Annotated in this window: 18 protein-coding genes, 1 tRNA gene and 1 pseudogene; 15 read left to right on the forward strand and 5 right to left on the reverse strand. The window is 62.6% G+C overall.

Annotated features, from left to right (window positions below):
- Nucleotides 1-5: 5 nt before the first annotated feature.
- Nucleotides 6-1,907, reverse strand: a complete 1,902-nt coding sequence (locus tag HWE17_RS02545; protein WP_176387702.1) for a dynamin family protein — start codon at nucleotides 1,905-1,907, stop codon at nucleotides 6-8.
- A gap of 10 nt (nucleotides 1,908-1,917) precedes the next feature.
- The gene (gene mutM, locus HWE17_RS02550) at nucleotides 1,918-2,754 is read right to left on the reverse strand and encodes a bifunctional DNA-formamidopyrimidine glycosylase/DNA-(apurinic or apyrimidinic site) lyase (protein WP_176387703.1); all 837 of its coding nucleotides are present in this window, start codon (nucleotides 2,752-2,754) and stop codon (nucleotides 1,918-1,920) included.
- Between the two features lie 167 nt (nucleotides 2,755-2,921).
- Between mutM and HWE17_RS02555 the strand changes: the two genes are divergently transcribed.
- The 12 genes and pseudogenes from HWE17_RS02555 to HWE17_RS02610 all read left to right on the forward strand — a co-directional run.
- Complete coding sequence (locus tag HWE17_RS02555) at nucleotides 2,922-4,709, forward strand: tetratricopeptide repeat protein (RefSeq protein WP_176387704.1); 1,788 nt, start codon at nucleotides 2,922-2,924, stop codon at nucleotides 4,707-4,709.
- Between the two features lie 127 nt (nucleotides 4,710-4,836).
- Nucleotides 4,837-5,487 (forward strand): outer membrane lipoprotein LolB, encoded by a 651-nt coding sequence (locus HWE17_RS02560; RefSeq protein ID WP_176387705.1) that lies wholly within the window; start codon nucleotides 4,837-4,839, stop codon nucleotides 5,485-5,487.
- Entirely contained in the window at nucleotides 5,484-6,368 is an 885-nt protein-coding gene (gene ispE / locus HWE17_RS02565) for a 4-(cytidine 5'-diphospho)-2-C-methyl-D-erythritol kinase (protein WP_176387706.1), read from the forward strand. Before HWE17_RS02560 ends, ispE begins: the two co-directional genes overlap by 4 nt.
- A 78-nt stretch (nucleotides 6,369-6,446) precedes the next feature.
- Nucleotides 6,447-6,523, forward strand: a tRNA-Gln gene (locus HWE17_RS02570).
- Between the two features lie 150 nt (nucleotides 6,524-6,673).
- On the forward strand, nucleotides 6,674-7,624 hold the full coding sequence (locus HWE17_RS02575) for a ribose-phosphate pyrophosphokinase (RefSeq protein WP_034753270.1): 951 nt from the start codon (nucleotides 6,674-6,676) through the stop codon (nucleotides 7,622-7,624).
- A gap of 164 nt (nucleotides 7,625-7,788) precedes the next feature.
- Nucleotides 7,789-8,397, forward strand: a complete 609-nt coding sequence (locus HWE17_RS02580; protein ID WP_176387707.1) for a 50S ribosomal protein L25/general stress protein Ctc — start codon at nucleotides 7,789-7,791, stop codon at nucleotides 8,395-8,397.
- Between the two features lie 115 nt (nucleotides 8,398-8,512).
- The gene (gene pth, locus HWE17_RS02585; protein ID WP_076565268.1) at nucleotides 8,513-9,097 is read left to right on the forward strand and encodes an aminoacyl-tRNA hydrolase; all 585 of its coding nucleotides are present in this window, start codon (nucleotides 8,513-8,515) and stop codon (nucleotides 9,095-9,097) included.
- A 214-nt stretch (nucleotides 9,098-9,311) separates the two neighbouring features.
- A complete protein-coding gene (gene ychF / locus HWE17_RS02590; protein WP_176387708.1) occupies nucleotides 9,312-10,403 on the forward strand; it encodes a redox-regulated ATPase YchF in 1,092 nt (363 codons plus the stop codon).
- Between the two features lie 106 nt (nucleotides 10,404-10,509).
- Nucleotides 10,510-11,433 carry a glycosyltransferase family A protein gene (locus HWE17_RS02595; protein WP_176387709.1) on the forward strand — a complete coding sequence of 308 codons (924 nt, stop codon included), beginning with the start codon at nucleotides 10,510-10,512 and terminating at the stop codon, nucleotides 11,431-11,433.
- Between the two features lie 56 nt (nucleotides 11,434-11,489).
- Complete coding sequence (locus HWE17_RS02600) at nucleotides 11,490-12,038, forward strand: dTDP-4-dehydrorhamnose 3,5-epimerase family protein (RefSeq protein ID WP_176387710.1); 549 nt, start codon at nucleotides 11,490-11,492, stop codon at nucleotides 12,036-12,038.
- Between the two features lie 21 nt (nucleotides 12,039-12,059).
- Entirely contained in the window at nucleotides 12,060-13,472 is a 1,413-nt protein-coding gene (locus HWE17_RS02605) for a lipopolysaccharide biosynthesis protein (protein ID WP_176387711.1), read from the forward strand.
- 49 nt (nucleotides 13,473-13,521) lie between these two features.
- Nucleotides 13,522-14,883: pseudogene (locus tag HWE17_RS02610) on the forward strand (TonB-dependent receptor); the annotation flags it as partial.
- A 5-nt stretch (nucleotides 14,884-14,888) separates the two neighbouring features.
- Here HWE17_RS02610 and HWE17_RS02615 read toward each other — a convergent pair.
- Nucleotides 14,889-15,725, reverse strand: a complete 837-nt coding sequence (locus HWE17_RS02615; RefSeq protein WP_176387712.1) for a MipA/OmpV family protein — start codon at nucleotides 15,723-15,725, stop codon at nucleotides 14,889-14,891.
- Complete coding sequence (locus tag HWE17_RS02620; RefSeq protein WP_176387713.1) at nucleotides 15,722-16,114, reverse strand: hypothetical protein; 393 nt, start codon at nucleotides 16,112-16,114, stop codon at nucleotides 15,722-15,724. Before HWE17_RS02620 ends, HWE17_RS02615 begins: the two co-directional genes overlap by 4 nt.
- A gap of 133 nt (nucleotides 16,115-16,247) precedes the next feature.
- On the opposite strand from HWE17_RS02620, the gene HWE17_RS02625 reads away from it, so the two are divergent.
- From HWE17_RS02625 to HWE17_RS02635, 3 genes are all read left to right on the forward strand, one after another.
- Nucleotides 16,248-17,342, forward strand: coding sequence for a type II asparaginase (locus HWE17_RS02625; protein WP_176387714.1), 1,095 nt, complete (start codon nucleotides 16,248-16,250; stop codon nucleotides 17,340-17,342).
- 128 nt (nucleotides 17,343-17,470) lie between these two features.
- The gene (locus tag HWE17_RS02630) at nucleotides 17,471-18,322 is read left to right on the forward strand and encodes an MOSC domain-containing protein (protein WP_176387715.1); all 852 of its coding nucleotides are present in this window, start codon (nucleotides 17,471-17,473) and stop codon (nucleotides 18,320-18,322) included.
- A gap of 34 nt (nucleotides 18,323-18,356) precedes the next feature.
- Entirely contained in the window at nucleotides 18,357-19,514 is a 1,158-nt protein-coding gene (locus HWE17_RS02635) for a diguanylate cyclase (protein WP_099401323.1), read from the forward strand.
- Here the strand turns inward: HWE17_RS02635 and HWE17_RS02640 are convergent, their stop codons facing one another.
- On the reverse strand, nucleotides 19,515-21,494 hold the full coding sequence (locus tag HWE17_RS02640) for a monovalent cation:proton antiporter family protein (protein WP_035824107.1): 1,980 nt from the start codon (nucleotides 21,492-21,494) through the stop codon (nucleotides 19,515-19,517). It abuts the gene before it with no gap.
- Nucleotides 21,495-21,560: the final 66 nt, after the last annotated feature.

Here is a 21,560-nt window from a genome sequence, read left to right on the forward strand (position 1 = left end):
TTTTGTTAGGTCGCGCTGGCGGCGCGCAAGGCGGCCAGCAATTGCGCCAGCTGCGCCTTGTCGCGTTCGAGCGCCGCCAGGCTGGCTTCGAAGCCGGCGATTTTCTGTTCCAGGCTGCCCGTGGCGTCGTGGATGCGCTGGATCGAGGCAAAGCGCAGTTTCAGCTGCTCCTTGTACTCGACGATCTGCGCTTCGAGCGGCGCCATGATGACTTTCAGCCAGGCGCTGGCGTCGTCATTGGCGTTGGTGAAACTGCGGCGCACGCGCGAGGCGATGGTGTCGAAGAATTTTTCCATCAGCACGACGCGGCTGGTGGTGAGCAGGGTCGCCGTACCGAACTGCTTATGGTAGACGGCTTCGATATCGGCGATCTCCTGGCGGTAGCGGGCCAGCGAAAACGGCATCGGCAAGGCCAACGCCAGGCCATGCTCGGAGGCGAATTTTCGGTACATCACGTTCATCATTTCCGTGATCTCGGCCGTCTTGCCTTCCGAGCGGTCCAGGTTGCTGGCGATGCGCTCGAAATACTGGCGCACGGCTTCGCGCAGGCCCGTGAAAAAGCGGCTGCGCTGCATGGCGGCGCGCACGCCGTCGATATCGTCGCGCACGATGTCCATGCCCAGGCTTGTGTACAGCTCCGTCGACAGGCGGGTAAACACGGCGCGCGTGGCCTGCAGTTTGAACAGGCTGCTGTCGAATTCCTTCTTCTCGATATCGATGCGCCGCATCATGTGCGCGATCACGCTCTGGTTCTTGCCGCGCAGGCTGTGCAGCTCGTGCAGCTGCTCGGCGATGCCGCGCGCGCGGGCCGCTGCCTGCACCTGCTGCGCCGCTTCGATGGCGTCCAGGTCGAACGCCAGCTGGCGCCGGATGATGTCCTTGCGCGCGGGGATCAGCTCCTCGAACAGGGCCGTCTCCAGCGCCTGCAAGCGGCTCTTTTCCAGCAGCGCCGCATCGTGGTTGATCTTGCCCACCAGGGCCTTTTGCGCCGAGACGGGAAACACCTGGCTCGCGTCCAGCGTCAACAGATGCGCCACGCTGGCTTGCTGGCGTTCGATCGCCTGCGCCACCTCGGCATCGCCGCGCAATTCGTCCCACATGCTGTCGATCTTGTTGAGCACCACCAGGCGCCCGGCGCCGGCGCCGATATGGTTGCGCCATACCTCGATGTCGCTGCGTGTGACGCCCGTGTCGGCCGCCAGAATGAACAGCACCGCGTGCGCATTCGGGATCAGGTTCAGTGTCAGTTCCGGTTCCGTGCCGATGGCGTTCAGGCCTGGCGTGTCGAGGATGACGAGGCCCTGTTTCAGCAGCGGATGGGGGAAGTTGATGATGGCGTGGCGCCACATGGAGATTTCCACCTGGCCGTGCTCGTCGAGCATGGCGGGGGCATCCGCATCGTCGGCGTCGTACAGGCCGTAGCGGGCCGCTTCTTCCACGCTGACTTTTTTCGTCAGGCTGACCTGGCGGATGGCGTCCTGCATGTCGTCGCCCGCCTCGATGTTCAGGGGCAGGACGGTCCAGGCGGCGGGCAGGTCGCGGTAGTCGCTGGTCGACAGGTTTTGCGCGCGCGTCTCGATGGGCAGCAGCCGGATCGATGGCGGCCAGGCCGCGTCGTACAGCAGCTCGGTGGGACACATGGTGGTGCGGCCCGCGCCCGAAGGCAGGATGCGCTGGCCGTAGCCGGCAAAGAAGATGGCGTTGATCAGCTCGGATTTGCCGCGCGAGAATTCCGCCACGAAGGCGACGGATAAACGGTCGTCGAGCAGGCGGGAACCACAGCGCGCCAGGCGCAGCGCGGAGGCGCCGTCGACCAGGCCCGCCGCGCTGGCGGCTTGCCGGTATGCCTGCAAGGCGGCCTGCACGTCCTGCCGCCATGCGCTGTATTGTTCCAGGTCTCTGACCATCTGCTCCCCTTTATTTTTGACAGTTCACGCAGTAAAACGTGGAACGCTGTCCCTGCACGATCTGGCGGATAGGCGCGCCGCAGACGCGGCAGGGCTTGCCCGCGCGGTTGTACGTGAAATACGTTTGCTGGAAGTAGCCGGACTGGCCGTTCACGCCGATAAAGTCGCGCAGGGTGCTGCCGCCTTGCACGATGGCTTCGGCCAGCACGTCGCGGATCGCTTGCGCCAGTTTCTCATAGCGGGCCAGGCCGATGCGCCGGGCCGGTGTCTTCGGGTTGATCCCCGCGCGGAACAGGCTTTCGGAACAATAGATATTGCCCACGCCGACGACGATGTCGCCCGCCATCAGCACCTGCTTGATGTTGGTGCCCTTGTTGCGCGTTTTTTCGAACAGCAACTGGCCCGTGAAGCCGCCTTCCAGCGGTTCCGTGCCGAGTCCCCGCAGCAGCGCGTGGCCGTCCAGCGGTCCGTCGGCCTCGTCGTGCCACAGCACGGCGCCGAAGCGGCGCGGGTCCGTCATGCGCAGCACCTGGCTGCCCCCCTGCGCGTCTTCCACGACGAGGTCGAAATGGTCGTGTTTTTGCGCCTCCGTCCCCGGCGGCAGCACGCGCAAATGACCGGACATGCCCAGGTGGATGATCAGGGTGCCGTGGCGAAAGTGGATCAGCAGGTATTTGCCGCGCCGCCCCGTCAGGCCGATGGTTTGCCCGGACAATTGGTCGCCCAGGGCAGGGGGGAAGGGCCAGCGCAGGCCGTCGCGGCGCAGCACGACGGAGCGCACGGCGCGCCCTTCAAGGTGGGGCGCGACACCGCGCCGTGTGACTTCGACTTCTGGCAATTCTGGCATAGGGCTCGAATAGTGGAAAACCGGGTAAAAAACAGGCGGGTTGCCGGCCGATGGCTGGCCCGGACACGCTGCGCCGCCACGACATATATATTTCGTTACATACGTGAAGTACGCGATAGCCGCGTTGGGCGTAGAATCAAACTTTGCCGTTTAGCCAGGATCCGCCTTTGAAAAACGCTTTCGCCATTGTAACCTTGTCCGCCCTGATGGCCACGCATGCCATGGCACAGACGCCTGTCGCCCCTGCCGAGGCTGCGGCCGGCCCCACTGCGGCCGCGCCCGCCGCGCCGCAGGAGCCGGACACCTCCAAGGAGGGGGCCGGCGGCGACGGCTTGCCGAAGGTCGAATTGAGCAGCGACTTGCTGTACAAGCTGACCAAGGCTGAGATGGAATTCAAGAGCGGCCAGTGGCAAGGGCCGTACGTGACGATGATGGTGGCGGCGCAGCAGACGCGCGATCCTCGCCTGGCGCGCCGCGCGTCCGAAATGGCGCTGGCCGCCAAGCAGGGCAGCGAAGCGCTGGCGGCCATCCGCCTGTGGCGCGAGCTGGCGCCCGAATCGGATGAGGCGACCCAGTTCTTCCTCGGCTTCGTCGTGTTGACGGACAAGATCGAGGAAGCGGAGCCGATTTTTGCCGAGCGCCTGGCCAATGCGCCAGGGGGCGCGCGCGGCGTGGCCCTGTTCCAGATGCAGCAGATCCTGTCGCGCTCGAATGACAAGCTGTTTGCGTATGCCATGCTTACGCGCCTGGTGCAGCCCTACCTGGACATGTTCGAAGCGCACCTGGTGCTGGCGCAAGGCGCCCTGTCGCTTGGCGAGCGTGAGCGCGCCATCCGTGAAGCGAACAAGGCGCTGGCCATCAAGCCGAATTCCGAACTGGCCGTGCTGACCCTGGCGCAGGTGACGGGCGAACCGGAGGCGGCAAACAAGGTGCTGGCCGCCTTTTTGCAAAAGAATCCGGACGCCGTCGAAGTGCGCGGCGCGTATGCGCGCCTGCTGGTCGAGCAAAAACAGCTGGAGCCGGCGCGCGACCAGTTCCTGCTGCTGCTGAAAAGCCAGCCCGATAATCTGGGCGGCCTGTATGCGCTCGGCATCGTGGCGCTGCAGCTGGAAGACACCAAGGGCGCGGAGCAGTACTTCAAGCGCTTCCTCGCCGTGCTCGACAAATCTCCTGGCGACGCGCGCGATCCGTTCAAGGCCCTGATGATACTGTCGCAGATCGCCGAGACGCGCGGCGATACGGCCGGCGCCATCGCCTGGCTGGACAAGGTCGACAACAGCGCATCAAGCGGTTATGTCGAGGCGCGCTTGCGCCGCGCCCAGCTGATCGCCCGTGGCGGCAATCTCGATGCGGCGCGCAAGGCGCTGACGGAAATCGAAACGGACGATCCTGCAAGCCAGGCGCAGGTGCTGCTGGTCGACGCGCAATTCCTGCGCGACGCCGGCTACGTGCAAAGCGCGTACACGGTGCTGGAAAATGCCTTGCTGCGCTTCCCCGATAATCCGGAACTGCTGTACGACTACGCCTTGCTGGCCGAGCGCCTGGATAAGCTCGAGCTGATGGAAGCGAGCCTGCGCCGCGTGATGGCGCTGGCGCCCGACAATCAGCATGCCTACAACGCCCTCGGCTACTCGCTGGCGGAACGGGGCATCCGTCTGCCCGAAGCCCATGCACTGATCGAAAAAGCCTTGCAGATGGCGCCGGGCGACCCCTTCATCATGGACAGCATGGGTTGGGTGCAGTTCCGCATGGGCAACCTGGCCGCCGCGGAAAACGCGCTGCGCCGCGCGTATGCCGTGCGCAGCGATCCGGAAATCGCCGTCCACCTGGGCGAAGTCTTGTGGCAAAAGGGCGACAAGGCCGAAGCGCAAAAGCTGTGGCGCGAAGCGCAAGGCAAGGACCCGAAAAACGACGCGCTGAAAAGTACCCTGGCGCGCTTGAATGTCAGTTTGTGATTATTGAACCCAAGGACAAATGCTGGGGTCAGACCCTGCAGGGGGAATGCGTTCCAATGGAACGCATTCCGATCCCGCAGGGACTGACCCCGGATTTTGCACTTGGGGTGGACTCAAAAAATTTCCCATGCCAAAAAACCTCTTTGCTCTCACCGCTCTTTGCCTGTCCCTCTCGGCCTGCTCAACCCTGCCATCTCCCTTCTCGTCCGGCGCCGCGCCCTCCGGTAAAGCCGTCGCTGCTTACCGCGACCAAGTCGAGCTGACGGGCCGCCTGAACGTCGTGTACCAGAAAGATGACAAGCCGGAATCGGCCACCGTCAATTTCAACTGGCAGCAGACGGCGCAGCGCACGGATGTGACCTTGTATTCGCCCGTCGGCAGCACCCTGGCGACGATCGCCGTCACGCCGCAGCAAGCCGTGTTGACGCAAAGCGGCAAGGCGCCGCGCAGCGCGCCCGATGTCGATACCCTGAGCGCGCAGATGCTGGGCTGGTCCTTGCCCGTGTCGGGCTTGCGCGACTGGCTGCAGGGCTATGCCGTGGGCGCCGATGGCAAGCGTTTCGTCGCTTCGCCGGCCAACGACAGCGTGACGACCAAAGACGGCTGGCGCCTGCGCTATGTGTCGTGGCAAGAAGTAGGGCAAAATGCGTCTGACAGTACACCGGGCGCCTTGCCCCAACCGCGGCGTATCGATGCCGAACGCAATGCCAGCGCGCAGGCCGATGCCGTGTCGCTGCGCATCGTGCTCGATCCCGCCCCATCCGCTCAAGCACAATGACGTTGACTACCCTGAATAACTGCCCGGCGCCGGCCAAACTGAATTTATTTCTGCACGTCAACGGCCGCCGCGCCGATGGCTACCATCTGCTGCAGACGGTGTTCCAGCTGCTCGACCATGGCGACACCCTGCACTTCACGCTGCGCGACGACACGGCGATCCACCGCGTGACGGAACTGGCCGGCGTGCCGCAAGAGCAGGACCTGATCATCCGCGCCGCGACACTGCTGCAGGCCGAAGTGTTGCGCCGCACGGGCGCCTTGCCGCGCGGCGTCGATATCGCCATTGACAAGGTACTGCCCATGGGCGGCGGCCTCGGTGGCGGTTCGTCCGACGCGGCCACGGCCCTGATGGCCTTGAACCGCCTGTGGCAGGCGGGTTTGACGCGCGAGGAATTGATGGCGCTGGGCTTGCCGCTGGGCGCCGACATCCCGTTTTTCATCTTTGGCGAAAACGCCTTTGCCGAAGGCGTGGGCGAAGCCCTGCAGCCCGTCGCCACGCCGGAATGCTGGTACGTCGTGATCGAGCCGGGCGTGCAAGTGCCGACCGCCGCAATTTTTTGCGCGGAAGGCTTGACGAGAAATACCGAACCCGTCACAATAGCGGACTTTTCCAGGTACCTCGCAGAAGGAAGCGATGCGGGTGGGTTTGGTAAGAATGATTTACAGCAAGTGGCATGCAGTCTTTTCAAGCCGGTAGCAGATGCGGTAGAATGGCTGGGTGCTTACGGTGAGGCCAGGATGACTGGTTCCGGTGCTTGTGTGTTTAGTGCGTTTGATAGTCAGGAAGAAGCGGATGCGGTGCTCAGCAATGTGCCACCAGTCTGGATCGCCTGGAAGGCAAAAGCGCTGAATCGCCACCCGATACTCACGATGTTGTAGAGAGCAAAAAAAGATTTTGCTTAGCGTCAAATAGTCGGTATAATACCGGCCAACATGACGGCAAGCAGTCAGTAACGTAGGGGAATCGCCAAGCTGGTTAAGGCACTGGATTTTGATTCCAGCATGCGAAGGTTCGAATCCTTCTTCCCCTGCCACCGTTTCACCGTAGTCTGTCGATGCGAAGTTAGCGTCCAGTACGGGAAAAAGCAGATATGTCGCCACGCGGCATATTCTAAACAATGACTGACCGGGCCTATGCCCGGTTAGTGCTTTTCAAGACTTCTATATCACCTCTTGGGACTCCCATGGCTTACGAAAACCTGATGGTTTTTACCGGCAACGCGAATCCAGCGTTGGCAGAGGGGGTCGCAAAAAACCTCGGCATCCCTCTCGGTAAAGCAAACGTTTCGAAATTCTCCGACGGCGAAGTAATGGTCGAGATTAACGAAAACGTGCGCGGCAAGGATGTTTTTGTTTTGCAATCCACCTGTGCTCCAACCAACGACAGCCTGATGGAAATCATGCTGATGGTTGATGCCTTGAAACGTGCTTCCGCTGGCCGCATCACCGCCGCGATTCCTTACTTCGGCTACGCCCGCCAAGACCGTCGTCCCCGCTCCGCGCGTGTGGCGATTTCGGCCAAGGTGGTGGCGAACATGCTGGAAGAAGCCGGTGTCGAGCGCGTCCTGATCATGGACTTGCACGCTGACCAGATTCAAGGTTTCTTCGATATCCCAGTCGACAATATTTACGCTTCGCCAATTTTGCTGGGTGACCTGCAAAAGAAAAACTACCAGGATCTGCTGGTCGTGTCGCCTGACGTCGGCGGTGTGGTACGTGCGCGCGCCCTGGCAAAACGCCTGGGCTGCGACCTGGCCATCATCGACAAGCGTCGTCCAAAAGCGAACGTGTCCGAAGTGATGAACATCATCGGTGAAGTCGAAGGCCGCAACTGCGTGATCATGGATGACATGGTCGACACGGCAGGCACCTTGACCAAGGCCGCTGAAGTGCTCAAAGAGCGCGGCGCGAAAAAAGTCGTGGCGTATTGCACGCACGCGGTGCTGTCGGGCCCGGCGATCGACCGTATTTCGGCCTCGCCACTCGATGAGCTGGTCGTGACCGATACGATCCCCCTGTCCGAAGCGGCCCTGGCCTGCGGCAAGATCCGTCAATTGACGTGCGCGCCGCTGCTGGCCGAGACGTTCAAGCGCATCATCAAGGGTGATTCGGTTATTTCCCTCTTTATCGATTAATTCGATAATAGAAACAGACGTAATGCCTGCGGCGCGACCGGCTTTTTGCCTGTTGCGCCGCAGTGTTTTAGTTTTCGGGGTGTTTTGCACCCATTTTCGAGGATTCCTGGTCGCGGGTATCCTCATAACACAAGGCGCAAGCCTTGTTCTTCTTGGAGTTTCACATGAAAGTTATCGCATTTAAACGCGAATTGCAAGGTTCCGGAGCGAGCCGCCGCCTGCGCATTTCCGGCCAAACCCCTGGTATCGTCTACGGTGGCGCTGAAGCCCCTGTGCTGATCTCGCTGGATCACAACGCCCTGTACCACGCGTTGAAAAAAGAAGTGTTCCACTCGTCGATCCTGGATCTGGAAATCGACGGCGTTTCCCAGCAAGTTCTGTTGCGCGACTTCCAAGTCCACGCATACAAACAACTGGTTCTGCACGCTGACTTCCAGCGCGTTGACGCATCGCAGCCTATCCACGTGAAAGTGGCTCTGCACTTCATCAACGCTGACGTTTCCCCGGCAGTCAAACTGCACGGCGCGACCATCAGCCACGTTGCCAACGAAATCGAAGTCGCTTGCCTGCCAGGCAAACTGCCAGAATTCATCAACGTTGACCTGTCGAACATCGACGTCGGTCACTCGCTGCACGTAGGCGACCTGGTCCTGCCAGCTGGCGTGACCGTTGTCACCCACGGCGCCAACCTGACCATCGCTACCGCTTCGGTACCGGCTGGCCACGTTGCTGCTGAAGCCGCTGCTGCTGAAGTTGTTGCTGACAAGAAGTAATTCTGCCGCCGCAGCAATGCGGTAGTCGCAAGGAAAAACCCGCCAGGTTCGCCGCGCGGGTTTTTTTCCGTCCGTTTTCACCGATAATGCTTTCTTTTACATTGCAGACACAGCCATGCCCATACGCCTGATCGTCGGCCTCGGCAACCCGGGACCCGAATACGAACAAACCCGCCACAATGCCGGCTTCTGGCTGGTGGACAATCTTGCCAACAGCTTGCCCGGCACGCGCTTGCAGCGCGATTCGCGCTACAACGCCATGCTGGCCAAGACTTCCATCGGCGGCAAGGAAGTCTGGCTGCTCGAACCGCTGACGTTCATGAACCGCTCGGGCCAGTCCGTGGGCGCGCTGGCGCGCTTTTTCAAGATCGCCGCCGATGAAGTGCTGGTCGTGCACGACGAGCTCGACTTGATGCCCGGCATCGCGCGCCTGAAGAAGGGCGGCTCGGCCGGCGGCCATAATGGCTTGAAGGACATCACGGCCGCGCTGGGCACGCAGGATTACTGGCGCTTGCGCCTGGGCATCGGCCATCCGCGTACCCTGAGCCTGCAGCAGCAGGTGGCCGACTTCGTGCTGCACCGCCCGCGCCGCGAAGACCAGGAGCTGATCGAGCAGGCGATAGAAAAATCCTTGCAGGTCATGCCGCAGATCGTCGAAGGCAAGTTCGAGGCGGCGACCATGAAGCTGCATACGGCCTGAGAACAGGCCCTGATGGCGTCACGATGCGGCTGTTTTGGCGTCATTTGCCCATCATCGGGCTTTTGAAGCGCGCGCGACACGGGTACAATTGACCCCTTGAAATGCAGCACACGCACTATCCCCGGAAAAGGGCGAAGAATCGCCCGTTTTCCCTAACAGCACGGCAAGCACGCCGATAGACGGCGCCATGTGCTTTGATTATTAAAGGTTTTCCATGAGTCTCCAATGCGGTATCGTCGGCTTGCCGAACGTCGGCAAGTCCACCCTGTTCAATGCACTGACGAAAGCCGGCATCCCGGCTGAAAACTATCCGTTCTGCACCATCGAGCCGAACGTCGGCGTCGTCGAAGTGCCAGATCCGCGCATGGATGCGCTGGCCGCCATCGTCAAGCCGGAACGCATGGTCAACGCCATCGTGGAATTCGTCGACATCGCCGGCCTGGTGGCCGGTGCATCGAAGGGCGAGGGTCTGGGCAACCAGTTCCTGTCGCACATCCGCGAAACGGACGCCATCGTCAACGTCGTGCGCTGCTTCGAAGATGACAACGTCATCCACGTGGCCGGCAAGATCAACCCGCTCGACGATATCGAAGTCATCCAGACCGAACTGGCGCTGGCCGACATGGGCACCGTGGAAAAAGCCATTCACCGCGAAAACAAGAAAGCCCGCTCGGGCGACAAGGATGCGGCCAAGCTGCTGGCCATCATGGAACGCATGATGCCTTTCCTGAACGATGCGAAACCCGTGCGCGCCATGGGCCTGGACGCCGACGAAATGGAACTGATCAAGCCGCTGTGCCTGATCACGGCCAAGCCGGCCATGTTCGTGGCCAACGTGTCCGATTCGGGCTTCACGAATAACCCGCTGCTGGACCAGCTGACGGCCTACGCACAAGCGCAAAACGCGCCTATCGTCGCCATCTGCGCCGCGCTGGAAGCGGAAATCGCCGACCTGGACGATGCCGACAAGGGCGCTTTCCTGGCCGACATGGGCATGGAAGAGCCAGGCCTGGACCGTCTGATCCGCGCCGGCTACAAGCTGCTGGGCTTGCAAACCTACTTCACGGCAGGCGTGAAGGAAGTGCGCGCGTGGACCGTCCCCGTGGGCGCCACGGCGCCGCAAGCGGCCGGCGTGATCCACACCGACTTCGAACGCGGCTTCATCCGCGCGCAAACCATCGCCTATGACGACTTCATCGCCTACAAGGGCGAAGCGGGCGCCAAGGAAGCGGGCAAGATGCGCGCCGAGGGCAAGGAATACGTCGTCAAGGATGGCGACGTGCTGAATTTCCTGTTCAACGTCTGACGAACGCGGTTGCTGGCCCATGCCGGCAACTGGTATCAGTCCATTGCGAAATGCCGCTCAATAACCTGGGCGGCATTTTTTTGTCCGTGATTTGAAAAGGCTTGCCATGCAGTCAGAGAAGCAACCGCTCGTTTCCATTGTCATGGCCACGTATAACCGGAGCAATATCCTCGGGTATGCGATTCAATCGCTACTCGCCAGCACCGTGCAGGATTGGGAGCTGATTGTCGTCGGCGATTGCTGTACCGACGATACTGCCGAGGTGGTCGCCGCATTCGGCGACGCGCGCATCCGCTTTGTGAATCTGGAAACTAATTTCGGCGAGCAGACGGGGCCCAACAATCTCGGCATCAGCCTGGCGTGCGGCACCTATCTCGCATTCCTGAATCACGATGACCTGTGGTTGCCAGATCATTTGCAGAGCAGTATCGATCTTCTCGAACGCACTGGAGTCGACCTGGTCTTTGGCCAGGGACTGGTGGTTTTGCCGATCGGATATCACATGGTGGGGGCGCTGGCGGAAGGCGTGCAAGCGTACCGTCCGTGGATGGACGTGCCAGCTACTCTGTGGGTCATGCGGCGTGAACTGGCCCTGCAGATCGGCCCATGGCAGCCATCATGGGAAGTGCGCTGCTGGCCGTCGCAAGCCTGGTTGCACCGGGTATATCGCGCGGGGCGGCCGATGCTGGCCCATCCCCGCATCGGCGCCATCCTGATACAGTCTGGCAGCCGCAGCAATGCCTACCTGGACCGGCAGCACAGCGAGCATGCGTACTGGTGGGCGCACATGCAAGATCCGCTCAATATTTTGCAGGCTGTCACCACGCTGTATGGCAAAGTGGGCCGTGAGCGGCTGATTGCGCCGCTACAGTCGGCCATGACGACCATGAAAGCACTGTCGCGCCGTCTTTGTTATATGTTGGGACTGTGGCCGCCGCATCCCGGCTTCTGGCTCAAATATTGGCGCAAAGGGACGTTTATACGTGAATTGCGCCGCCGCCGGGGATTGAAGGACATGCCGCGGCGATAGATAATACGATTGCAATACATAAGAGCATTTTTATAAAATTTCTGGGGGTAGATCTGGTGGCTGAGAAAGATAACTGGTTGTTGGCTGGCGCGAAGCAGGATGGCGAAAGCATTACCAAGGAATGGAAGCCGAAGGCGCCTGCCTTGATCGATGGCGTGATCTTTCAGGAAATCAAGCCGGTGTTGACGGCGTACGGCAGTCTGACTGAAATTTTCCGTACTGAATGGGTGCCTGGTGCGGCGCAGATCGGCCAGATATTTGCCTCGACCCTGGAGCCGGGCGGACTGAGCGCCTGGCATGCGCATGCCATCACGACGGACCGCCTGTTCGTGGCGGCCGGCCAGATGCGCGTGGTGCTGTACGACGCGCGCGCGGATTCGCCCACCTTTGGCATGCTCAACGAATTCAAGCTGGGCACCAGGCGCCCCGGCCTGCTCGTCGTGCCGCCCCGCGTCTGGCACGGCGTGCAGAATTACTGCGGCACGCCGGCCATCCTCGTCAATGCGGTGGACCATGCGTATCGCTATGATGCGCCGGATCACTGGCGCGTGCCGGCCGATTCGGACACGGTGCCGTATCGTTTTTCCAACGACAGGCATGGCTGAGATGCCCGGCCCGGCTGAACGATGCGCCTGAACCGTCTCGCGGGTTTTTCAGCCGGCCCCATCTTGTCGCTGCTGTGCAGCCTTGCCACCGTGCCTGCCGTGGCCTGGCTGTTTCCGCCTGCCGACATCGGCAAGCTGGATTTCTTCATGACCGCGTGCACGGTGGCCGGTTTGCTGCTGTCGCTGGGGCTGGATAAGGCTTTCCTGCATGAATACCATTACAGCACCGCGCGTAGCGGTTTGCTGAAAGCGTGCCTGCTGCCGGCCGTGCTGCTCGCGCCCATGGCGCTGGCCGTGATACTCGTGTTTGCCGCGCCGGTAGCGCAGCTGTTGTTCGATGCGGCGCAGCCTGCATTGGCCGTCCTGTTCGCTGCCGGCATGCTGAGCGCCCTGGCTAATCGCTTGATCGCGCAGCTTTTCCGCATGCAGGAGCGCGCGTGGGTATTCAGCATGGCGCAGGTTTTGCCGAAAATCTCGCTGCTGTTGCTGCTGCCTGTGCTGTGGTGGGATCCGCAGCGCAATTTCGTGCACCTGGCAAGCCTGGTCGTGGCCACCACCTGGCTGGTCACGTTATGGCTGTTGTGGCATGCGCGCGTATCGCTGGCGCAAGCCTGGGCCGCCGCCGTGGACCGGGTGCTGCTGCGGCGCCTGCTTTCCGAGGCAGGGCCCCTGCTGGTGAGCGCCATTGGCTACCTGTCCATGTTGTCGGCCGGCATGGGCTTGCTGCGCATTTTTGCCGGCTTTGACGAGCTCGGTATTTATGCGCTGGCCACGCGCGTGGCCGCCGGCGCCTGGCTGGTGCAGTCGATTTTTACGATTATCTGGATACCGCAAGTACACAAATGGGCCGCCGCCGGCGGCGACCTGTCGAATATCGCGGCCATTTGCCGCCATGCGCAAGCCGTCGTGGTGGTGGGCTTTTGCCTGGCGGGCGCCCTGGCCTGGCTGATCGGATGGGTCTTGCCTTCCAACTATCATGGCGTCGCGTATCTGGCGGTGGCCACCGTGGGCCAGCCGCTGTTGTATGCGCTGGCGGAAGTGAGCGGCGTCGGCATCAGTCTGGCCCGCCGTCCCTCCTTATCCATCGCCGCTTTCGCGGCAGGCTTGCTGGGCACTTTGCTGGCCGGCGCCGTGCTGGTGCCGCGCTGTGGCGCCACGGGCGCCGCCGTCTCGCAGCTGCTGGGTTTCCTCGTGTATTTTGTCGTCAAGACGGAGCTGGGCATGCGCGTCTGGCGTCCGCTGCCGCGCCGTTCGCTGTATCTGAGCGCCTGCCTGCTGTCGCTGCTGGCGGCGGGCCACGCGTTTTTTGCCCAGCGCCTTGGAGTGCTTGCTCCGCTGGCGTGGGGCGTGCTGCTGGCGGCCGCACTGTACGTCTGCCGGCCTTCGCTGCGGGCCGCGTTCAGGCTACTCAAGCCCGTCCGGCAGCTAGGCTGACAGCGTTTGCCGTCCGTCGCCGTATTGCGCTTTCCTGACCACTCCGCGCGAGGACCGTGCCGATGGCTTGAACCGGGGCGTCAACCTGGCGCCCGGCTTGCCCGTGCCGCGTCCACCGAAAGCGGAAACCTTACTCAATCCCAGCTGGGCGTTTTACGACACCAAGGACAAGGGCGCCATGCTGCGCGGCGAGCTGGACTTGAACGCGCAGGTGATGGCGTATGCGGCCGTGGGGGCCAGCCGGGCCGATTACCAGTCGACGGGCGCCTACCTGATCCAGGTGTTCAACACGGCCGGCGACTACCGCACCAATCTTGCCGACCTGGGTTTTGACGTGGAAAAGCAGTCAGCGGAAATTGGTTTGCGGGGCAAGCTGCGCACGGGCGACATCGGCCATCAATGGGCCATCAACGCCACGTATTATCACCACACGGACAAGCAGTACGGCCGCCGCAATACCTTGGCGAAAGACTGGATCACGAACATCTACCACCCCGTCTGGGGTCCGGCGACGCGCTTCGAGGCGCCGCAAATTTCCAAGGCGGAATTGCGCCTGGCCAGCGTCGGCCTGGTCGACACGCTGTTTTTTGCGCAAGACACCGTGCAGCTGACGGTGGGTCTGCGCCGCCAGGAAGTACTCAGCGACAGCTTCAACATCAAGACGGGCGCGCGCACCTCGCGCTATGACAAAGGCGCCACCACGCCGGCCGTCGCCCTGCTGGTCAAGGCCAGCAAGACTATCTCTCTGTATGGCAATTACATCGAAGGCTTGAGCCAGGGCGCCACGGCGCCGTTGACGGCGGCCAACTCGGGCGAGGTCTTTGCGCCCTACAAGTCGAAACAGGCGGAGCTTGGCGTCAAGGTCGACCTGGGCGAGTTCGCGCATACGCTCAGCGTGTATGAAATCAAGCGGCCCAGCAGCTATGTTGACCCGGTCAGCAATGTCTTTTCCTTTGGCGGGGAACAGCGCAACCGCGGCGTAGACTGGGGCTTCTTCGGTTCGCCCCTGCGCGATGTGCGCCTGATGGGCGGCGTGGCGTATGTCGACCCCGTCTTGAGCAAGACCGTGGGCGGCAGCAACCAGGGCAAGCAGGCAACGGGCGTGCCCAAGCTGCAAGCCAAGCTCGGCGTCGAGTGGGATACACCCGCCATCCCCGGCGTGACCCTGACGGCGAATGCAACGGCGGCATCGAAGCAATACATCAATGCCGACAATTCGATGTCCGTGCCGGGCCGCACCGTGTTTGACCTGGGCGCCCGCTATGCGACGCAGGCGGCGGGCCGGCCCCTGACCGTGCGCGCCAGCGTGACGAACGTCGGCAACCGGGCGTACTGGGCGCTACCGCAATGGACCAGCCTGGGCCTGGGCGCGCCGCGCACTTTCATGCTGTCGGCCACGACGGAGTTTTAATCCGGCTAGTCGTCTGGACCCCGCGCCAGACTGTCCGAGCGGCGCCACGTCCACATCAGGCCGATGCCGGCCGAGGTGCCGCTGTTCTGGCGCAGCAGGGGGCTGGCGCGGTTGGCGGCGCCTGAGTAGTTGTCGTAGCGCAAAAAAGCAAAGGCGCGCCAGTCCCGCTGCAGCCGGTACGAACCGCCGAGGCCCAGGCGCGTGAGCATCAGCCCGCTTTTTGCTGCATACGCGGGGCGCTGACTGGTGGCAAACGCGGGGTTGACGCCATACAAGTAATCGTTGATGGCGGCATTGCCCAGCACGGCGCCCAGGCTGGCATCGACGTGCCATGCCTGGCCGTCATCGTTCAGACGGTAGAGCAGGCGCGGCTCGAAGGTGGCGCCCTGGCGGCGCAGGCCGCCGCGCGCTTCGATGACGGCGCGCAAGGGCAGTTCCAGTCCCAGGCGGCTGTGCTGGGTCGGCTCGGCCAGCTTGATTTTCAGGCGCGGGCCAAATTCCACCAGCGTACCCAGGTCGGGCATGCCGCGCCGGGCCGGCACGTCGCTGGAGCGGGCCGGCAGGGACAGGGCAAAACCGATATCGAAGTCGAGGCGGTCTGTGTTGAACAGGCGCGCGCCCACGCCGGAGCGGTCTGCGCGCAACACTTTCCCGCGATAAATCAGATAGGGCAGGGCCAGGCTGCGCGTCGAGCGCTCGCTGGCGCCAGGATAGGCGGGCGTGACGGCCGTGCCGCCAAACACGCCCGCTTCCCATAAGGGCAGCGGTGCTTCGGCGGCGCGCGCCGGCGCCAAGGCGGCGAAGAGGGCCGATGCTGTCAGCCAGGTGCGTGCGATATTCATCGAGGAACTCCGCAGGGTTTGCCGGCCTGTAGCGATTCCAGCGCCTTCTCGCTGAGCGCGCTCGATTGACCGCTTTTCTTTGCCAGCGCGATGGCCTGGCGGAAATGAAATTCGGCCGCATCGTCGCGGCAGGCTGCGCTGGCGGCCCGTCCCGCCTCGTGGTGCAGCCGCGCCTGCCAAGCGGGATCGCCATGGCCCAGTTCGACATTCCCGACGGCGTCCGCGTAGTTGCGCATGGCTAGCGCCCAGTCGCCCCGGCTGGCCGCCTCGCGTCCGAACTGTTCCTGCTGCGCCGCCGTGCGCAGTTCGATTTGCGTGGAGCAGGCGCTCAATGCCATCAAGACAAGCGGCAGGACGAGGCAGGACCGGAAGGGGAACAGTGTGGACATGGCGCCACTGTAGCGCATGGGAAGGCGCGCACGTTTGCCCGATACGCATGAATTCGGGATTTCCCCCGGCATGGATGACATATAATTTGCACACGACTTTGTTATTTTTGACAGTACACTTCACGGGAGCACCATGTTTTCACGCAAATTCCATTCTTGTGCACAGCTGATGCTGGCAACCATGCTGATGGGCTTTATCGCCGCCTCCCCGGCGCGCGCGCAGCAGGCGGCCGCCAAATTGCCGAATGTAGTGATTCTGGCCACGGGCGGCACCATCGCTGGCAGCGGCGCCGACAGCACCACCACCGTCGGCTACACCTCGGCCACCGTGGGCGTCGAGCGCCTGATCGCGGCCGTGCCGGAATTGAAAAAAGTGGCAAATGTGAAAGGCGAGCAAGTATTCCAGATCGCCAGCGAAAGCATGGGCAATAGCCACTGGCTGGCCCTGGCCAAGCGCATCAACGTGCTGCTCGCCTCGAACGAGGTCGATGGCGTGGTCGTGACGCACGGCACCGACACCATCGAGGAAACGGCGTATTTCCTGAACCTGACCGTGAAAAGCCATAAACCGGTGGTCGTGGTGGGCGCCATGCGTCCCTCGACGGCCATTTCGGCTGACGGCCCGATCAACCTGTACAACGCCGTGATGCTGGCAGGCAGCAAGGAAGCCGTGGGCAAGGGCGTGCTGGTGGCCTTGAACGACCAGATCAACGCCGCGCGCGAAGTGACCAAAACCAACACTTCGACCACCGACACCTTCAAGTCGCCGGAACTGGGCATGCTTGGCTACATTCAGGGCAGCAAGGCCTTCTTCTACCGCCAGTCGACGCGCAAACATACCCTGGAATCGGAATTTGACATCAGCAAGCTCGATGCCCTGCCGCAAGTGGACATCGTTTACGGCTACGCCAACATGAACCGTGTCGGCATGGACGCCTTCATTGCCGCTGGCGCCAAAGGCATCATCCACGCTGGCGTGGGCGATGGCAGCGTGGCCGCGCAAATGAAGCCGGCCCTGGTGGAAGCGCGCCAGAAGGGCGTGCTGATCGTGCGTTCGAGCCGTGTCGGCCAGGGCATCGTGGCGCGCAATGGCGAAGCCAACGACGATGAACTCGACAGTGTCGTGTCCGACACCCTGAACCCGCAAAAAGCCCGCATTCTGCTGATGCTGGCCCTGACCAAAACAAATAGCACGCAAGAAATCCAGCGTATTTTCTACACGTATTGATCCTTCTCATGCCAGGCCAGCCTTATTGGCTGAGCCTGGCCGATTTACGCTTGCCCGCTTTGCTGCCATACTTCGCTTCTGAATAACTTCCTGGCAGAAGCAGCAACACTGTTCCTTGTCCCTGGTTCATGGCTATCCTGTCCGACATCATCCTGTATCCGATCAAATCGTGCGCCGGCATCCATTTGCGCGAAGCGGTCCTGACGCGCTCGGGGCTGATGAGCGAGCACGTGTTCGACCGCGAATGGATGGTGGTGGACGCGCAGGGTCGCTTCCTGACCCAGCGCGAACATCCGCGCATGGCGCTGATCGTGCCGTCCATCAAGGCCACCACGCTGGAATTGCGCGCGCCGGGCATGCTGCGCCTGGAAATCGAGCTGGGTTTGCCGCATCCGCAACTGGCACCGATGCTGGACGTGCAAGTGTGGGACGATAGCGTGCGCGCCTACGATTGCGACGACGTCACGGCCACCTGGTTTTCCAACGCCATCGGCGTGCCGTGCCGGCTGGTGCGCTTTCACCCGGACGTGGTGCGCGCCACGAGCACCAAATGGACGGACGGCGTGGCTGCCGAGACCATGTTTGCCGATGGCTACCCGGTGCTGATCGCGGGCAATGCTTCGCTCGATGATGTCAACGACAAGCTGCGCGCCGCCGGCCGCGAGGCCTTGCCGATGAACCGTTTCCGTCCCAACCTCGTCATCGGCGACATCGGCGCCTTTGAGGAAGACTACGCCGACTTCCTGCAATTCGGCGCGACCGTGCTAAAGCCCGTCAAGCCATGCTCGCGCTGCCCGATCCCATCGGTGGACCAGGCCACGGGCGTGCCCGGACCGGACCCGCTCGACGTCATGCATGGCTACCGCGCCAAGCCCGAGCTCGACGGCGCCATCTGCTTCGGCATGAACGCCATCGTCACCGAAGGCGGCGATGAGCGTATCGTGGTGGGGCAGGACATCGGTTTCGAACTGGCATTTTAAGCATGGCGCCCGCACACAAGGGTTTAAGGTTTCTATGAATCAAGCAATACCGCCGGATCCGCGCATTGCCAGCCTCGAAGCCGAAAACCAGGCCTTGCGGGCGCGCATGGCTTTCCTGCTGGAACAGGTCGAGCGCAATCACGACATCATGTGCCGCCACCAGGCGTTCGACCTGGAAATCGTCGGCGCGTCCACGTTTCCCGAACTGATCGGCACCATCTTCCGCACCTTGCCCGTGATTTCCGACCTCGACGGCGTTACCTTGAGCCTGCTCGACGAGGATGACGATATCGTGCTGGTGATGGAAAAGCTGGGCGTCGATTTCAGCGCCTTCCCGCAGTTGCTGTTCGTGCATGCCGTGGCGGAGCTGGGTTTTGCCGCACCAAAGCCCGTGGCCGAGGGCGAAGCGGCCTTGCCGCCGATGCCGCTGCTGGGGGCCTTCGATGCGGCCGTGCATGGCCCGCGTTTTCCGGGTATCGATGCGCTGCGCAGCGTGGCACTGGTGCCCTTGCTGCGCAACAAACGCCTGATTGGCAGCCTGAACCTGGCCAGCAGCGACGTGACGCGCTTTACGCCCGCGCTGGGCACGGATTTCATCAAGCACATGGCGTCCATCATCGCCATTTGCCTGGAAAACGTGATCAGCAATGAAATGCTCAAATACATCGGCTTGACCGATTCTCTGACGGGCGTCTACAACCGCCGCTATATCGACCGCCGCCTGCTGGAAGAAATTGCCCGCGCGCGGCGCCAGAATTATTGCATCTCATGCATGTATATCGACATCGACCATTTCAAATTGGTCAATGACACGTACGGCCACCAGGGCGGCGATGAAGTGCTGCGCGAAGTGGCGACGCGCATCCGCACGGAATTGCGCCGCTCGGACGCGCTGGGCCGTTTCGGCGGCGAAGAATTCGTCGTGCTGCTGATCGACGCCGATCTCGATAGCGCCACGTTTGTTGCCGAACGCATCCGCGCCAGCATCGCCGGCACCATGTTCGACTTGCCGGGCAGCGCGCAAGCGTGGGTCAGCGTGTCGATCGGCGTGGCCAGCCTGGAAGCGGACGCGGCGCTGCTGCCGATCGAAACGGTGGCGCAGCAACTGGTGGCGCATGCCGACCAGGCCCTGTACCAGGCCAAGGCCGATGGCCGCAACAAGGTCGTCAGCTGGCAGGCGCAGCCCGGTTAATTACTTTAACAGTAAAGTTTCCGCTTTGGCCACGGCGTCGGCCGTGCCGCGCAGCACCACCACGTCGCCGCTGGCCAGTTGCGTCTCGGGCGTGACATCAAGGCGGCCGCGGCCGCGGCGAATGGTTGTCACGGCAGCGCCGCAGCCGGCCACGTCGATCGTGCTCAGGGGCAAGCCCACGCAGTGCGCGCCTTCGCTGACGGTGACCGTATGCAGGCGCTCCAGCTCGGCATCGTCACCCGCGTCGCTGGAACCGTGGAAATAGCCGCGCAGGGACGCATAACGCTCCTCGCGCGCCGCCTGCACCCGGTGCACCACGCGGCGCAGGGGCACGCCCATCATGATCAGCGCGTGCGAAGCGAGCATCAGACTGCCTTCCATCAATTCCGGCACCACTTCGGCCGCGCCCGCCTTCTTCAATTGGTCGAGGTCGGTATCGTCGTGGCTGCGCACGATGACGGGCAAGGTCGGCGCCATTTCGTTAAGCAAATGCAATAATTTCAAGGCCGAGGGCGTGTTGGCGTACGTGATCACCACGGCGCTGGCCCGGTAGATGCCGGCCGCCACCAGGCTTTCGCGCCGTCCCGCGTCGCCATACGAGACATGCGCTCCGGCCAGCTGCGCTTCCTGCACCCGCTCGGGGTCCAGATCCAACGCGTGGTATTCGATCTTTTCTTCCGCCAGCAGGGTGGCCAGGCTTTGCCCGCTGCGCCCGAAGCCGGCGATCAGCACGTGTTTCTGCGAGGCCATGGTGCGCGTGGCGATCTTGGTCAGCGCCAGCGATTGCATCATCCAGTCGTTGGCCGCCAGTTTCATGACGATGGCGTCGGACTTGGCGATGAGGAAGGGCGCCACCAGCATCGACAGCACCATCGACGCCAGCACCACCTGCACGACGAACGGGTCCATCAGCTTGATGCCGCCAGCCAGGTTCAGCAGCACGAAGCCGAACTCGCCCGCCTGCGCCAGTCCCAGCCCCGTGCGCAGGGCCACGCCGTTGCTGGACCCGAACAGCCGGGCCAGGCCCGCTATCAGGGCGAATTTCAGCAGCACGGGACCGCACAGCAAGAGCAGCACGAGCCACCAGTTATCGAGCACCACGCGGATATTGAGCAACATGCCGACGGTGATGAAGAACAGGCCCAGCAGCACGTCGCGGAAGGGCTTGATATCCTCTTCCACCTGGTGCTTGAATTCCGTCTCGGAAATGAGCATGCCGGCTACAAACGCGCCGAGGGCCAGCGACAGCCCGGCCCGCTCCGTGATCCACGCCGCACCGAGGGTAATCAGCAGCAGGTTGAGCATGAACAATTCTTGCGAGCGGCGCTTGGCGACGATGGTGAGCCAGCCGCGCACCAGTTTCTGGCCGATGAACAGCAGCAGGATCAGTACGACGAGGGCCTTGCCGCCGGCCCAGGCCAGGGTTTCGGCCAGGTTGTCCGAATCGCGCGTGAGGGCGGGAATCAGGATCAGCAGGGGCACGACGGCCAGGTCCTGGAACAGCAAGATGCCGATGATCTTGCGGCCGTGTTCGCTTTCGAGCTCCAGCCGTTCCGTGAGCATTTTCGAGACGATGGCCGTCGACGACATGGCCAGCGCACCGCCCAGGGCGAAGGCGGCCTGCCAGCTCAGGTGGATGTAGGCGGACAGGTAATGTCCGACGAGCCAGCCGAAGACGACGGTGGCGATGATGGTGGTGACCACCTGCGCCATGCCAAGGCCGAAGACGATGCGCCGCATGGCGAGGAACTTGGGCAGGGAAAATTCGAGCCCGATGGAAAACATCAGGAAGACGACGCCGAATTCGGCCAAGGTGTGGCTGGCCTCGTTTTCCGCCGCCAGGCCCAGCGCGTGGGGGCCGATGACGATGCCAACGGCCAGGTAGCCCAGCATGGGCGGCAAATGCAACATTCTGAAAGCGACCACGCCCAGCACGGCGCTGCCGAGTAACATCAGGGTCAGTTCAAGCGAGGAAAACATGGGTTGCCCGGTACGGTCAATGGAAATCGTTGTTTGTTGTGACTGGCAAGTTTTTTGCTTTCCTAA

It is taken from the genome of Janthinobacterium sp. BJB401 (genome assembly GCF_013372745.1).
Classification (GTDB): domain Bacteria; phylum Pseudomonadota; class Gammaproteobacteria; order Burkholderiales; family Burkholderiaceae_D; genus Janthinobacterium; species Janthinobacterium rivuli.